Below are 15305 nucleotides of genomic sequence, written 5' to 3' on the forward strand. Positions count from 1 at the left end.
GACCGGTCGGAACAGCCGCTCTTCCCATGCTTTTCCCGAAACGACGAATGAACGACACTGCGCCCGACTCTTTTTCCCGGTATCGCCCATGCCCAACTCCCCGCTTCCTTCCGGCCGCAGGCTGCCCGCTTGCGCCTTCGCCGACATCGGCGAGCCCTACGCCGTGTTCCAGGCTCCCGGCGGCGCGCTCCTTGCGGTGGCCAGCGCCTTTCACGGGCAACACCCGGGCCGACAGCTCGACGTCTACGAACAGAGCCTGCGCCTGTACCGCGGCGGCGACCTCGAATGCATCGCCGTCCTGCCGGACCTGGGCTTTCCGCTCAACGCCATCGCCTGGCACCCGAGCCGGCCCGTACTGGTGATCGGCGGCGGACGCTACGACGGCGGCGCCTTCTTCGAAGGCGGTCTGCTGGCCTGGGACTACGCGAGCGGCAAGACCCAATCGCTGCTCGCCGACAACCGCGAAGTGCTCGCCTGCGACTTCGAGGACGACGGCCGGCGCCTGACCTTCACCGTCGCCCCCAGCGACGACCTGGAGGACCGACCGTTGTTCCGCCAGCGCCATTCGCTAGCCTTTCCGGTCGACGCCCCACTGGTGCTGGACGACTTGCCCGGCACCCGCCTGCCCTTCGACTGGGCCCTCTACCCTGCCTCGACACAACGCGAAGCAGCGCTGCCGATCCTGGAAAACCTCGCCCTGGGCAAAGATCGGCGGTTCCTGCATCGTCCACCGGTGTGGGACCTGTGTTTTCTCGACGGACAACGCCTGGCCATCGCCCGCGCCAACCCCCGGCTCGAGCTCTGGAATCTGGCCGACGACAGCCTGCGCAGCTTCGAACTGGCCGAACGGGGCCAGTGCCTGCAGGTCTTCCATAACGCCACGGACGACAGCCTGCTGGTCAATCTGCAACTCGGGTATGCCGCCCAGCGACTGTTCAAGGTGCCGCTGACACCGGGACAACCGCTGCTCCTGAGCGACTGCCGCCATCTGCTGGCGCAATCCGCCCAAGGCGGTTTTCTCGCCCGCCAGATCGCCCTCGAGGGCAAAGACCTGGAAGACCTCGTGCTCGACCCGGCCGGCCGGATCATCCACAGGCGCCGTCTCGGACACTACGACCTGTTCAACCACCATCTGCGCATCGACCGTGGCGAAGCCTTCTTCTACCTGGCCGGCAATCCGCCGGAGCAGCACCAGGACAAGGGCCTGTTCCGCCTCGACCCGCAGACCTTCAAGACCTGCGAAGTGCTACGCCTGGAGCGCCACCCGGAGCACTTCAACAACCTGCACGGCTGCCTGCTGGGCAATCGCCTGCTGCTCAACGCCAAGGTCTACAACTCGCCGCATCACGCCTACGGTACCCAGCGCCTGACCTGCTACGACCTGGAGAGCCGCGGCACGCTCTGGGGCGCGACCCTGTCCGCCCAGGTCAGCGCCTTCGCGCCGTTGCCCGGCGGACAATGGATCGCACTGGCGCTGGTCGATGGTCAGGTCGAGGTACGCGACCTCGCCAGCGGCGAATGTCGCTGGCGCTACCGCACGGCAGACGCCATACCGCTGTGCCTGGCAGTCAGCGACAAACTCCTCGCCATCGGTTTCAGCCACGGCGGAGTCAGCCTCCTGCAGGTAGCGGCGGATGGCCAGCTCATCGGTCCTCCAGGCGCCAACCCGCGGCAGTAGCCCGCAGTTCGCCGTCCAGCGCCAGGTGGCGGAGAAACACCGGGTCGTGGGACACCACCAGCAAGGCCCCACGGTACTGCCCGAGCATGCTTTCCAGGGCCTGCCGCGCAGCCAGGTCGAGGTGGTTGTCCGGTTCGTCGAGCAGTAGCAGCTGCGCCGGCCGGTCGGCGTAGAGCACCAGGGCCAGGGCCGCCTTCAGGCGTTCGCCGCCGCTCAGCGTCGCGCACGGCTGGGCGAGCCGTTCAGCCGGCAAGCCGAGTTGCGCCAGGCGCGTGCGCAGCCAGCTTTCGCCGCGACTGCGATTGACCTCCAGCAACTGCTCCAGCACGCCTCGCCCGTGGTCCAGCACGCTCAGCCGCTGGTCGAGATAGGCGGCGCCCACCGTCACCGCGCAGGTCCCCGCCAGCGGCGCCCGTTGCCCGGCCAGCAGCCGCAGCAGGGTCGACTTGCCGCTGCCGTTCGGGCCGACCAGTGCCAGCCGTCGCGGACCGCTCAGGAGCAGGTCGATTTCGCGCAACGGCCCGCGCAAATGCGGCAGGACCGCGCCCTTCAACTCGACGATCCGGCGCTGTGCCGCCAGTTCGGCATCGGGCGAATCGAGCAGCAGCGGCGACGCCTCCTCGACCTCCCGGGCAGCCTCGCGCACCTCGCGGCCGAGACGCTCGCGCTCCGCCTGGTGGGCGTTGCGCAGCTTGCCGGCGCTGACCTCGCTACGTTCCCTGAACCCACCGAGCAGGATCTTCGCCTGGTTCGCCGTCTTGCCTTCGCGCCGGCCGCTGGCCTGGCGCCGCTCCTGGCGCTGCTGCTGTTCGCGCATGGCCAGGGTCTGCCGCTTGCGCTCCAGACGACGCTGGTCCAGGCGACGTTCGGCGGCCTCGCGCGCCTCCTCCCGGCTCTGCGCGTAGAAGGAATAGCCGCCGCCATAGCTGCGCAGGCCGAGGGTCGACAGCTCGACGATCCGCTGCATGCCCTCCAGCAGTTCGCGGTCATGGCTGACCAGCAGCAGGCCGCCGTCCCATGCCGCCAGGCGCGCCCGCAGCAAAGCGCGTGCCGGCCCGTCGAGAGGGTTGCTCGGTTCGTCGAGGATGAGAAAGTCGGCGTCGTCGAGGAATGCACCGAGCAGCGCCACGCGCATGCATTCGCCGCCGCTCAGGCGTTCGCTCGGGGTGTCCGCGCGGAGATGGCCGAGCCCCTCGGCGGCCAGGGCGTCGGCCAGGCGTTGGCGGATGTCCCAGCGCTCGCCCAGGCATTCGTAGTCGGCGGCGTCGAGGCTACCCGCCTCGATCCGCGCCAGCGCCTCCAGCCATGGGCGGACGCCGGCCAGATCGGCGACGGTCGGGTAGTCGGCCGGTTCGAGCTGCTGCGCCAGGTAGCGCACGCGCCCCTGGCGCCGGACGCTGCCGCTGGACGGCTGCAAGTGTCCGGCGAGCAGGCGCGCGAGCAGCGACTTGCCTACGCCGTTGCGTCCCACCAGCCCGGTGTGCCGGGTGTCGAAGGTTTCGTCGAGATCGGAAAACAGAAGGCTGCCGTCCGGCAGCTGGAAAGAGACGCCATCGAGCGTCAGGGTCGACGTATTCGTCATGGATACCCCCTTGATGCCATGCATTCCCCCGGGCCCTCGGGCCAGGGACGGAAAACCGGCCGTGCAGACACGGCAGCATCAATTGCGCATCGGACGAACACCTCGTACGGAAGGAAAGACCGCGGCAGTCTACTCCGCCCATGCGGCCCTGCCAATCGGGCATACTTTTCGTTTCCGACAGACACGACCGACCGACATGGCCAGACCGCGCATCTCCGAACTCTTCGAACAGGAACCCTCGCGCTGGGGCGGCCGTGGCGACCCCTACCTCTGGCAGGAAATGGCCGGGCAACTGGCGGACGCGTCCTGGCCGGCTTCCGCAGCGGCCCTGGAACACCTGCTCGGCGAGACCTTCGAGCGCCTCAGCGGCCATTCGCTGGAATACGATGCCTTGATCTACCTCGCGCGCCACGCCCACGGCGGCATGTCCAGCGGCATGGTCAGCCCGGAGTTCTGGCGCGAAACGGCAATCCCGGAACTGCTCGACCGCTATCGGCGGCGGCGCTCCTGGCTGAGATGGTTGCGCCGATAGGTGTCCTCGCCCATCGCCGCGATCTGCCCCTCGATCAGGGCATCGAAGGGTTTCAGCAAGGCTTCGTGGGTACGCGGCGCCTCCAGTTCGTCGAGCGCCGCAGCGATTGCTTCGATGGTCGACAGCGCGCCCTCTCCCGGCGCCTTGCGCAGGCGATAACGCGACGCCATGCCTTCGGCCAGGCTCACCCGCGGCAGGGCCGCCAGGGCCGGGTTCAGGTGCAGGAGCTTGCGCGCCTTGCGCCAGGTGCCGTCCGGCACCACCAGCAGGAGGGGCTCGCCGGCGGCCTCGGCGGCCATCTCTGCCAGCGCACGCGCCTGCTCGCCGGGAAACAGCAGGCAGGCCCGGTAGCCCGGTACCCGCCAGGTCTCCTCGGCGAAACGCTCGCCAACCCGCAGCTCCGCATTGCACAAGCCGAGGACGGCCAATCCTGCGGTATTCAACGCGTGCCCGACCTCGCTGGGGTGCTGCAGGACCAGCACCCGCGTACGCGACGGCAAGGAGGGAATCAGCGCGCAGAGGCAATGGCTGGCGGGGCGAGCGCAACGCTCGCAGCGGATACGTGGCATGGGACGACTCCTGGAAGGGGCCCAGTGTGCCACAGGCGGAGGGGCTTCCTCTCACTCGCAAAAACGTCATATTTCCGACGAATGGCGGTAATTTGTTTCACCCATTAAGAATAACGACGAATTTTTGTCGTTCGATGAAAAAATACAATCGTCCCACCCTCTCAACTCCCGCCCATCGGCGCCGAAGACAGGGATGAGCCCCTCTCTCTATCCAAGGATTTTTCTCATGTTCACTCGCAAGTACCGACAGATGAACGCCGACTTGCAACAGCAACTCGCCGCCGAGCGCCTGCACATGGCGGCCCTGGACCGCTCCATGGCGCGCGTGGAGTTCGATCCGGACGGCAATATCACCGATGCCAATGAGAATTTCCTGACCCTGCTGGGCTACCGCCGCGACGAGATCCTCGGCAAACCGCATCGCCAGCTTTGCGACGGCGCCTACGCGCAATCGGAAGACTACCGGCGCTTCTGGGAACGCCTGCGGCGCGGCGAACACTTTTCCGGCCGCTGCAAGCGCATTACCCGCGAGGGCCGGCCACTCTGGCTGGAAGCCACCTACAATCCCGTACGCGACGGGCAGGGTCGACTGCTCAAGGTGGTCAAGTACGCCAGCGACATAGATGCCATCGTCCACCAGGAACACGAGATGCAGAGCAAGCTGGATGCCCTGTCCCGCTCGATGGCGATGATCGAGTTCGACCTCGACGGCAATGTCCTCGCGGCCAACGACAACTTCCTCGCCACCATGGGCTATGGCCGGGCCGAGCTGGCCAGCGCCAACCACCGTCAGTTCTGCGAACCGGGCTACCGCGACGGCCCGCAGTACGCCGACCTCTGGCGCCGCCTGAACCGCGGCGAGTACGTCACCGGGCAGTTCCGCCGGGTCCACCGCAACGGCCAGCCGGTCTGGCTGGAAGCCAGCTACAACCCGGTCTACGACGCCGACGGCAAGCTCTACAAGGTGGTCAAGTTCGCCAGCGATGTCAGCGACCGCATGCGCCGCTACCAGGCCGAGGCGGACAACGCCCACCAGGCCCATACCCTGTCCACCGAGACCCGCACGGTCGCCGAACACGGCGCGCTGATCATCCAGAGCGCGGTGGAGGAAATGCTCAAGATCGCGAATACCCTGGATGCTTCCTCGCTGAACATCGGCGAACTGTCACAGCACTCGCAACAGATCACCTCGATCGTCAACACCATCCGCGAGATCGCCGAGCAGACCAACCTGCTCGCCCTCAATGCCGCCATTGAGGCCGCCCGCGCCGGCGACCAGGGTCGCGGCTTCGCCGTGGTGGCCGACGAGGTGCGGCAACTGGCGGAACGCACCAGCAAGTCGACCAAGGAGATCGCCGACATGATCGGTCGCATCCAGACCGGCACCCGCAGCGTCATCGACGACATGCAGCACAGCCAGGAACAGGCGCGGCGCGGCGTGGAGCTGGCCAACGAGGCCGGCGCGGCGATCCTTGGCATCCGCGAGAGCACGCACAAGGTGGTAGAAGCGGTGCAGCAGTTCTCGCGCACCCTCAACGCCGATCTCTAGGGCTCAGGCCAGGCTCATCTGCGTCCGCAACTGGTCGCGGAAGGCCTGGATCAGCGGCTCGCGCGAGCGGCCGCGACGGAGGATCAGGGAGAATGGCGCCTGGTAGCCGAAGGTCGCCGGCAGCAGGGCGCGCAGGCGCCCCTGCTCGACCCACGGGTGGGCGTAGTGCTCCGGCAGGTAACCGATGTAGCCGCCGGAAAGGATCAGGATCAGTTGCGCCTCCATGCTCTCCACCGTTCCCGCGCTGTGCTTGAATCCGTGCCGGGCCAGCTCGGCCTGGCTCCAGTAGCCGCGGCCGACCATGCGTTGCTGGGTGATCAGATCGGCGGGAATTCTCCGCCCGTCGAACAGCGGATGCCGGTCGCTGCAGTACAGCCAGTGCTGTTCGCGGTACAGCGGCTGGTAGACCAGTCCGTTCATGCGACTGGAAAAGGCGCCGATAGCCAGGTCCTGGCGGTTCTCCAGCACGCTCAGTTGCAGTTCGTAGGGGCTCTGCACCAGCAGGTGCAGGTGAACCGCCGGGTGTTCGCGGCTGAAGGCGCCGATCACCTCGGCCAGCGGCAGCGCCGGGTCGCTCACCGTGGAATCGAGCACGCCGAGGTTCAGGGTGCCGCGCAGCTCGCCCTTCAACGCCAGCGCGTAGCGTTCGAAGCCTTCCAGTTCGCCGAGGATGCGCAAGGTTTCCTGGTGGAACAGCTCGCCCTTGCTGGTCAGGCTGAAGCCACCGCGGCCACGGTGGCAGAGCACGATGCCGAGCTGGTTCTCCAGTTGGCTCATGTAGGTGCTGATCGCCGAGGTCGACAGGTTCAACTCCTGCTGGGCGGCGGCGAAGCCCTGGTGGCGCACCACCGCGGCGAAGATGCGCAACAGGCGCAGGTCGGGCAAGGCGTTGGACACGGCGACTCCGGTTTGCGGGCGAGGATTTCGGACAGCAGGCCGAGGCAAAGGCCGCCGTCCGGGCTCGGCGGCGAAGTCTAGCCGCTTCGCCGTTAGTTTAGAAATCTCTGAACTGATTATTTGTAGCCAGCGATTTGACTCGCTACCGGCTGTGAAGAGAATCCATCCGACCCCTAAAACAACCACAACGACCGTGAGGCCACCCCGTGGACAAGAATCTCCACCAGCCCCTGGGCGGCAATGAAATGCCCCGCTTCGGCGGCATCGCCACCATGATGCGCCTGCCCCATGTCCAGTCCCCCGCCGAACTCGACGCCCTCGATGCCGCCTTCGTCGGCGTGCCCCTCGACATCGGCACCTCCCTGCGCTCCGGTACCCGCTTCGGCCCCCGCGAGATCCGCGCCGAATCGGTGATGATCCGTCCCTACAACATGGCCACCGGCGCCGCCCCCTTCGACTCGCTGAACGTGGCGGACATCGGCGACGTCGCGATCAACACCTTCAACCTGCTGGAAGCCGTGCGCATCATCGAGCAGGAATACGACCGCATCCTCGGTCACGGCATCCTCCCGCTGACCCTCGGCGGCGACCACACCATCACCCTGCCGATCCTCCGCGCGATCAAGAAGAAGCACGGCAAGGTCGGCCTGGTCCACGTCGACGCCCACGCCGACGTCAACGACCACATGTTCGGCGAGAAGATCGCCCACGGCACCACCTTCCGCCGCGCGGTGGAAGAAGACCTGCTGGATTGCGACCGTGTTGTGCAGATCGGCCTGCGCGCCCAGGGCTACACCGCCGAGGACTTCAACTGGAGCCGCAAGCAGGGCTTCCGCGTGGTGCAGGCCGAGGAGTGCTGGCACAAGTCGCTGGAGCCGCTGATGGCCGAGGTCCGCGAGAAGGTCGGCGGCGGCCCCGTCTACCTGAGCTTCGACATCGACGGCATCGACCCGGCCTGGGCGCCCGGCACCGGCACCCCGGAAATCGGCGGCCTGACCACCATCCAGGCGATGGAAATCATCCGCGGCTGCCAGGGCCTGGACCTGATCGGCTGCGACCTGGTCGAAGTCTCGCCGCCCTACGACACCACCGGCAACACTTCGTTGCTGGGCGCCAACCTGCTCTATGAAATGCTCTGCGTCCTCCCGGGCGTGGTGCGTCGCTGAGCCGTAGCGCGACCATGACCGACGACCGCGTCGAACAGGTGCTGGAGGCCGCCCGCCGACTGGTGGCGGCCTTCGCCCGCAACGATGCCGAGGCCTATTTCGCCGCCTTCAGCGAGGACGCCAGCTTCATCTTCCACAACTGGCCTCAGCCGCTGCGCTCGCGCGCGGCCTACCGCAAGTTGTGGGAGCGCTGGCGACGCGAGGACGGCTTCGAAGTGCTGGCGTGCGAATCCAGCAATACCTGCGTCAGCCTGCAAGGCGACCTGGCGATCTTCAGCCACGATGTCGCCACCCGGCTGCGCCTCCAGGGAACGGAAAGCCTGAACCGGGAACGGGAAACCATCCTGTTCCGCCTAGAACAACAAGAAGGCCGTTGGCTGGCCTGCCATGAGCACTTGTCGGCGATGCCGGAGTACCTGCCATCGACTAGCTAGCTCTCCCGGGAGAACGTCATGGATAACAACAATAACCAACACGCAATCACACGCATCGAAACCTTCGGGGTCGAACAGATTCCCGACCACGAACGCAACGCCACGCCGGTCGATCTGTTCCGCATGATCTTCGGCGGCGCCAATACCTTCGCCACCGCCGTGCTCGGCAGCTTTCCGGTGCTCTTCGGGCTGTCCTTCCAGGCCGGGCTGTGGGCGATCCTGCTGGGCGTCACGCTGGGCGCGCTGATCCTCGCCCCGATGGGCCTGTTCGGCCCGCTCAACGGCACCAACAACGCGGTCTCCTCCGGCGCGCACTTCGGCGTGCACGGGCGCATCGTCGGCTCCTTCCTCTCGCTGCTGACCGCCATCGCCTTCTTCTCGCTCTCGGTGTGGAGTTCCGGCGATGCCCTGGTCGGCGGCGCCCGGCGCCTGGTCGGCCTGGAAGAGAGCGAACTGAACCTGGGCCTGGCCTACGGCCTGTTCGCCGTGCTGGTGCTGACCGTATGCATCTACGGCTTCCGCTTCATGCTGCTGGTCAACAGGATCGCCGTGTGGGCCGCCAGCCTGCTGTTCCTGCTCGGCCTGTTCGCCTTCGCCGGCCCCTTCGACGCCGCCTACGCCGGCAGCGTGCAACTCGGCCAGCCGGGCTTCTGGGCCGCCTTCATCGGCGCCACCCTGCTGGCCATGAGCAACCCGATCTCCTTCGGCGCCTTCCTGGGCGACTGGGCCCGCTACATCCCGCGCCAGACCTCGCAGGCACGGATCATGCTGGCGGTGATCGGCGCGCAGCTGGCGACCCTGGTTCCCTTCCTGTTCGGCCTCGCCACCGCGACCATCGTCGCCGTCCGCGCGCCGGACTACATCGCTGCCAACAACTACGTCGGCGGCCTGCTGGCCATCGCTCCCGGCTGGTTCTTCCTGCCGGTATGCCTGATCGCGGTGATCGGCGGCATGTCCACCGGCACCACTTCGCTGTACGGCACCGGGCTGGACATGTCCAGCGTGTTCCCGCGCCTGCTCTCGCGGGTGCAGGCCACGGTGCTGATCGGGGTCGCCTCGATCGGCTTCATCTTCGTCGGCCGCTTCGCCTTCAACCTGGTGCAGAGCGTCTCTACCTTCGCCGTGCTGATCGTCACCTGCACCACCCCGTGGATGGTGATCATGCTGATCGGCCTGCTGACCCGTCGCGGCTTCTACCGCCCGGACGACCTGCAGGTGTTCACCCGCGGCCAGCGCGGCGGCGCCTACTGGTTCGAGCACGGCTGGAACTGGCGCGGAATGGGTGCCTGGATTCCCAGCGCGGCAGCCGGCCTGGCCTTCGTCAACCTGCCGGGGCAATTCGTCGGTCCGCTCGGCGAACTGGCCGGCGGCATCGACCTCAGCCTGCCGGTCGCCCTCGGCCTGGCCGCCCTGCTCTACCTGGCACTGCTGCGCCTGTTCCCGGAACCGCCTTGCGTCTATGGCCCGCGAGGACCGCGCTGGGTGCGCGCGCACGGCACGCGGAGGGCACCGGCGATAGCCACCGCCTGAGGTGGGGGACACACACGGCGGGACGCCAGCGTCCCGCGCTTCCGGCGCCTCGCCGGATACAACAATGACAATGAGAAACTTGGGAGACCTGATATGGCCCTCGACATATTCGTCGTTCTGATCTACGCCGCGGGCATGATCGCGCTGGGCTGGTACGGCATGCGCCGCGCCAAGACCCGCGACGACTACCTGGTGGCCGGCCGCAACCTCGGCCCCGGCTTCTACCTGGGAACCATGGCCGCCACCGTCCTCGGCGGCGCCTCCACCATCGGCACGGTGCGCCTGGGCTACGTCCATGGCATCTCCGGCTTCTGGCTGTGCGGCGCGATCGGCCTCGGCATCGTCGGCCTCAGCCTGTTCCTGGCCAAGCCGCTGCTGAAGCTGAAGATCTACACCGTCACCCAGGTCCTGGAGCGTCGCTACAACCCCGCCGCGCGCCACGCCAGCGCCCTGATCATGCTGGTCTACGCACTGATGATCGGCGCCACCTCGACCATCGCCATCGGCACCGTCATGCAGGTCCTGTTCGGCCTGCCGTTCTGGGTCTCGATCCTGATCGGCGGCGGCGTCGTGGTGCTCTACTCCACCATCGGCGGCATGTGGTCGCTGACCCTGACCGACATCGTGCAGTTCCTGATCATGACCGTCGGCCTGGTGTTCCTGCTGATGCCGCTGTCGATCAACGACGCCGGCGGCTGGGACGCCCTGGTAGCCAAGCTGCCGGCCAGCTACTTCGACTTCACCGCGATCGGCTGGGACACCATCGTCACCTACTTCCTGATCTACTTCTTCGGCATCTTCATCGGCCAGGACATCTGGCAGCGGGTGTTCACCGCCCGCAGCGAGACCGTGGCCAAGGTCGCCGGCTCCGCCGCCGGTATCTACTGCGTGCTCTACGGCATGGCCGGGGCGCTGATCGGGATGGCCGCCAAGGTCCTGCTGCCGGACCTGGAGAACGTCAACAACGCCTTCGCCAGCGTGGTCGAGCACAGCCTGCCGAACGGCATCCGCGGCCTGGTCATCGCCGCCGCCCTGGCGGCGCTGATGTCCACCGCCAGCGCCGGCCTGCTGGCGGCGTCCACCACCGTCACCCAGGACCTGCTGCCGCGCCTGCGCCGCGGCCGCGGCCAGTCCGACAACGGCGACGTGCACGAGAACCGCATCGCCACCCTGCTGCTGGGCCTGGTAGTGCTCGGCATCGCCCTGGTGGTCAGCGACGTGATCAGCGCCCTGACCGTGGCCTACAACCTGCTGGTAGGTGGCATGCTGATCCCGCTGATCGGCGCGATCTACTGGAAGCGCGCCACCACCGCCGGCGCCATCACCAGCATGACCCTGGGCTTCCTTACCGTGCTGGTGTTCATGATCAAGGACGGCCTCGACGCCAATACGCCGATCTACTACAGCCTGGCGGTCGGCCTGCTCAGCTTCGTCCTGGTCAGCCTGTTCTCGCGGCGCCCGACGGGTGTCGCCAGCGCCGCCTGAACCAGGCACAACCCCGACAGGCGAGGGACTTTCCCTCGCCTTTTCCATTCCCGAGAACATGAAAAAGGAACGGCCATGACCACCTGCGGCGAATTCCTCGTCAAGCAACTCGAAGCCTGGGGCGTCGAGACCGTCTTCGGCATCCCCGGCGTGCATACCGTAGAGCTCTATCGCGGCCTGCCCGGCAGCCGTATCCGCCATGTCACCCCGCGCCACGAGCAGGGCGCCGGCTTCATGGCGGACGGCTACGCACGGGTCACCGGCAAGCCCGGCGTGTGCTTCATCATCACCGGCCCGGGGATGACCAACATCCTCACCGCCATGGCCCAGGCCTACGCCGACTCGATTCCGATGCTGGTGATCTCCAGCGTCAACGAACGCGCGCGCCTGGCCCACGGCAACGGCTACCTGCACGAGCTGCCGAACCAGCGCAACCTGGTAGGCAACGTCTGCGCCTTCAGCCATACCCTGATGAGCGCCGAGGAGCTGCCGGCGGTGCTCGCCCGCGCCTTCGCCGTGTTCGACAGCGAGCGGCCGCGGCCGGTGCACATCGAGCTGCCGCTCGACGTCATCACCGCTCCCGCCGAACACCTGGCCCTGCGCCCACGCACCGTCGCCAGCCGCCCGGCGCCGGCCCTCGCGCCCTTGCGCGAGGCCGCGGCGCGCCTGCGCAACGCGAAGAAGCCACTGCTGCTGCTCGGCGGCGGCTGCGTCGACGCCGCCGCCGAAGCGCGTGCCCTGGCCGCCGCGCTGGACGCGCCGACCGCCCTGACGATCAACGCCAAGGGCCTGCTACCGGCCGACCACCCGCTGCTGCTGGGCAGCAACCAGTCCTGCGTGCCGGTACGCGAGCTGGCCGCCGAGGCCGACGTGGTGCTGGCCATCGGCACCGAGCTGGGCGAAACCGACTACGACGTGGTGTTCGACGGCGGCTTCGCCCTCGATGGCGAGTTGATCCGCATCGACATCGACCCGCAGCAACTGATGCGCAACTACACGCCGAGCTTGGCCATCCACAGCGACGCCCGGCTGGCCATGCGCGTGCTGCTGGCCGAACTGCCGGGCGGCGAGGCCTCGCCGGACAGCCCCGGGGCCCGGCGCGCCGCCGCCGTGCGCCAGCGCCTGGCCGAAGACTTCGCCGGCTGGTCGCACTATCGCCAGCTGTTCGCCGCGATCCTGGCCGAGTGGCCGGACGCCCGCTTCGTCGGCGATTCGACCCAGACCGTCTACAGCGGCAACCACCTGGTCGATCTCGACGAGCCGCGCCGCTGGTTCAACGCCTCCACCGGCTACGGCACCCTCGGCTATGGCCTGCCCGCCGCCATCGGCGCCAAGCTCGGTGAGCCGGGACGCCCGGTGGTCAGCCTGATGGGCGATGGCGGCCTGCAGTTCACCCTGCCGGAACTGGCCAGCGCGGTGGAAGCCAAGGTCGGCATCGTCGTGCTGCTGTGGAACAACCACGGCTATGGCGAGATCAAGCGCTACATGGAGCGGCGCGAGATCACTCCGCTCGGGGTCGATATCTACACCCCGGACTTCCTCGCCATCGCCCGCGGCTTCGGCTGCGCCGCCGAACGCGCGCGCGATCTCGAGCACCTGCGCGAACTGCTGCGCGGCGCCCCGGCGGACCGTCCGCTGATCGTCGAGGTGCTGCAAGCCGCGCCCTTCCATCCCTGACCCGGAGCCCGCCATGGACGATTCCGAACTCTACCGCTCCCTCTGCGAGATCCTCGGCGCCCGTGGCGTGCGCGACAGTGCCGCGCTCGCCGGGCAGGACCCCGGCTACCATCCGCAGAACCTCGCCGGAAGCTTCCTGGTCCTGCCGGAAAGCACCGACCAGGTCGCCGCCGTGGTGCGTCTGTGCCGCCAGGCAGGACGCGCCCTGGTACCCCAGGGCGGACTCACCGGCCTGGTCGGCGGCGGCGCCGCGCAAGCCGGCGACGTGCTGCTCTCGCTGCGCAGGCTGAACCGCATACATCGGCTGGATGCGGCCAGCCAGACCCTCGACCTCGACGCCGGCGTCACCCTCGAACAGGCCCAGGCGCTGGCCGCCGATGCCGGACTCGACCCCGGCATCGATCTCGCCGCGCGCGGCAGCGCCAGCATCGGCGGGCTGGTCGCGACCAACGCCGGCGGCATCCGCGCCTTCCGCTTCGGCACCATGCGCCAGCGCGTGCTCGGCCTGGAAGCGGTACTCGCCGACGGCAGCGTCTACAGCGACCTGCGCGGGCTGCTGAAGAACACCACCGGCTACGACCTCAAGCAGTTGTTCGTCGGCGCCGAAGGCACCCTCGGCATCGTCACCCGTGCGGTACTGCGCCTGGAGCCGTTGCAGCGTCCCGGCGCCACCGCCCTGCTCGGCCTGCCCGACGTCGACGCGGCGATCACCATCGCCGCGCGCCTGCGCCGCGAGCACGCCGAACGCCTGTTCGCCTGCGAGATCCTCTGGCACGACTACCTGCAATGCACCGCCGCCCCCATGGGCGACAGCGCGCCGAGCCTGGCGCCCTGCCCTCTCTACCTGCTGGTGGAGCTGGCCGAGGACCGCCACCTGGATGCCGGCGAGGCGCTCACCGCCCTGCTGGAAGACTGCTTCGAGGACGGGCTGGTGGAGGACGCCCTGCTCGCCGCCAACGAAACCCAGCGCCTGGCCATCTGGCGCCTGCGCGAAGACTCCGACGCGGCCATCCACGCCGGCGTCGACAGCCTGTCCTTCGACGTATCGCTGCCGGTGCCGGCCCTGGCCGGCTACGTCAAGCGCATCCGGCGGCGCCTGGACGACCTGGTGAAGGGCATGCAGGTCTTCCTCTTCGGCCATTTCCTCGACGGCAACCTGCACGTCATGCTCGCCGCCGACGTCCCGCTGCTGCCGCTGCACCAGGCGGTGGAGGAAATCCTCTACGGCGAGTTGGGCGAATGCGCTGGCGTGATCTCCGCCGAGCACGGCATCGGCCTGGAGAAGAAGGAAGCCCTGGGACGCTACGCCGATCCGCTGAAGCTCGCGCTGATGGCGCAGATCAAGGAACTGCTCGACCCCAGCGGGCTGTTCAACCCGGGCAAGGTCATACCCTGAACGCCTATCCTTCTGGGATAGCCTTTCCACCGACAGAGACCGCGATGAGAATCGTCAGCCGCGACCGCTGGTTCGAAACCCGGCACTTCTACAACGGTATCAGCCTGATCCACGAGCCCTACGTGCGCCCCTTCTATCGCTGCAACATGTGGCATGTCCAGGGCCGCGAGCGCGACGTGCTGGTGGACAGCGGCTCCGGTCTGGTCAGCCTGCGCGAGCAACTGCCCTGGCTAACCGAACGACCGCTGCTGGCGGTGGCCAGCCACACCCACTTCGACCATATCGCCGGCCACCACGAATTCGCCGAGCGCCTGGCGCATCCGGCCGAGGCGGAGATCCTCGCCGCGCCGGACGGCGACAACACCCTGGCGCGCGCCTATGTCGGCGACGAGATGTTCGAGGCGCATCCGGAGTGCCCGCTGTGCTATGCCGAGTACCGGGTGCGGGCGGCGCCGGCGACCCGCCTGATCGACGAAGGCGACGTGCTCGATCTCGGCGACCGCGTGCTGCAGGTTCTGCACACGCCCGGGCACTCGCCGGGCGGCATCAGCCTGTGGGAAGCGGCGACACAGACGCTGTTTTCTGGCGACATCGTCTACGACGGTCCGCTGGTCGAGGACGCCTATCATTCCAACCTCGACGACTATGCCGCCAGCCTCGCGCGCCTGCTCGAGCTACCGGTGCGCACCGTGCATGGTGGGCATTTCGCGAGCTTTTCCGGGGAGCGTTTGCGGGAAATGATCGTCGCCTGGTTCAGAAACCACGATCGATAGGCCAAAACCGGGACTCTGGCCAGCGCCGCAGGCGGAG

General features: G+C 67.9%; 13 protein-coding genes. 10 read left to right on the plus strand and 3 right to left on the minus strand.

Annotated elements, in window-relative coordinates:
- Positions 1 to 88: 88 nt before the first annotated feature.
- On the plus strand, positions 89 to 1678 hold the full coding sequence (locus ACI766_RS19095; RefSeq protein ID WP_010793983.1) for a hypothetical protein: 1590 nt from the start codon (positions 89 to 91) through the stop codon (positions 1676 to 1678).
- Here the strand turns inward: ACI766_RS19095 and ACI766_RS19100 are convergent.
- Complete coding sequence (locus tag ACI766_RS19100) at positions 1644 to 3260, minus strand: ATP-binding cassette domain-containing protein (protein WP_079387763.1); 1617 nt, start codon at positions 3258 to 3260, stop codon at positions 1644 to 1646. The genes ACI766_RS19095 and ACI766_RS19100 overlap by 35 nt on opposite strands.
- A gap of 196 nt (positions 3261 to 3456) precedes the next feature.
- Between ACI766_RS19100 and ACI766_RS19105 the strand changes: the two genes are divergently transcribed.
- A complete protein-coding gene (locus ACI766_RS19105) occupies positions 3457 to 3792 on the plus strand; it encodes a hypothetical protein (protein WP_003112431.1) in 336 nt (111 codons plus the stop codon).
- On the opposite strand, the gene ACI766_RS19110 is transcribed toward ACI766_RS19105, so the two are convergent.
- Complete coding sequence (locus ACI766_RS19110) at positions 3750 to 4361, minus strand: tRNA-uridine aminocarboxypropyltransferase (RefSeq protein ID WP_003082973.1); 612 nt, start codon at positions 4359 to 4361, stop codon at positions 3750 to 3752. The genes ACI766_RS19105 and ACI766_RS19110 overlap by 43 nt on opposite strands.
- Positions 4362 to 4656: 295 nt before the next feature.
- Here ACI766_RS19110 and bdlA point away from each other — a divergent pair, with 295 nt between their 5' ends.
- A complete protein-coding gene (gene bdlA, locus ACI766_RS19115) occupies positions 4657 to 5910 on the plus strand; it encodes a biofilm dispersion protein BdlA (RefSeq protein WP_003082971.1) in 1254 nt (417 codons plus the stop codon).
- Between the two features lie 3 nt (positions 5911 to 5913).
- On the opposite strand, the gene ACI766_RS19120 is transcribed toward bdlA, so the two are convergent.
- On the minus strand, positions 5914 to 6807 hold the full coding sequence (locus ACI766_RS19120; RefSeq protein WP_003082969.1) for a LysR family transcriptional regulator: 894 nt from the start codon (positions 6805 to 6807) through the stop codon (positions 5914 to 5916).
- A gap of 206 nt (positions 6808 to 7013) precedes the next feature.
- On the opposite strand from ACI766_RS19120, the gene speB reads away from it, so the two are divergent.
- The 7 genes from speB (at position 7014) to ACI766_RS19155 (ending at position 15268) form a co-directional block, all read left to right on the plus strand.
- Positions 7014 to 7973: an agmatinase gene (gene speB / locus ACI766_RS19125; RefSeq protein WP_003082966.1), complete on the plus strand. Its 960-nt coding sequence runs from the start codon at positions 7014 to 7016 to the stop codon at positions 7971 to 7973.
- A gap of 14 nt (positions 7974 to 7987) precedes the next feature.
- Entirely contained in the window at positions 7988 to 8407 is a 420-nt protein-coding gene (locus ACI766_RS19130) for a YybH family protein (RefSeq protein WP_003112430.1), read from the plus strand.
- A gap of 18 nt (positions 8408 to 8425) precedes the next feature.
- On the plus strand, positions 8426 to 9937 hold the full coding sequence (locus ACI766_RS19135; protein ID WP_003112429.1) for a purine-cytosine permease family protein: 1512 nt from the start codon (positions 8426 to 8428) through the stop codon (positions 9935 to 9937).
- A gap of 93 nt (positions 9938 to 10030) precedes the next feature.
- A complete protein-coding gene (locus ACI766_RS19140) occupies positions 10031 to 11422 on the plus strand; it encodes a sodium:solute symporter (protein WP_003100479.1) in 1392 nt (463 codons plus the stop codon).
- A 75-nt stretch (positions 11423 to 11497) separates the two neighbouring features.
- Positions 11498 to 13099 (plus strand): 5-guanidino-2-oxopentanoate decarboxylase, encoded by a 1602-nt coding sequence (locus tag ACI766_RS19145; protein ID WP_034022285.1) that lies wholly within the window; start codon positions 11498 to 11500, stop codon positions 13097 to 13099.
- 13 nt (positions 13100 to 13112) lie between these two features.
- Positions 13113 to 14495 (plus strand): FAD-binding oxidoreductase, encoded by a 1383-nt coding sequence (locus tag ACI766_RS19150; protein WP_014603126.1) that lies wholly within the window; start codon positions 13113 to 13115, stop codon positions 14493 to 14495.
- A gap of 44 nt (positions 14496 to 14539) precedes the next feature.
- Positions 14540 to 15268, plus strand: a complete 729-nt coding sequence (locus ACI766_RS19155; protein WP_023103305.1) for an MBL fold metallo-hydrolase — start codon at positions 14540 to 14542, stop codon at positions 15266 to 15268.
- Positions 15269 to 15305 lie beyond the last annotated feature (37 nt).

The sequence above is a fragment of the Pseudomonas sp. DL genome, from assembly GCF_047199225.1.
Classification (GTDB): Bacteria; Pseudomonadota; Gammaproteobacteria; order Pseudomonadales; family Pseudomonadaceae; genus Pseudomonas; species Pseudomonas aeruginosa.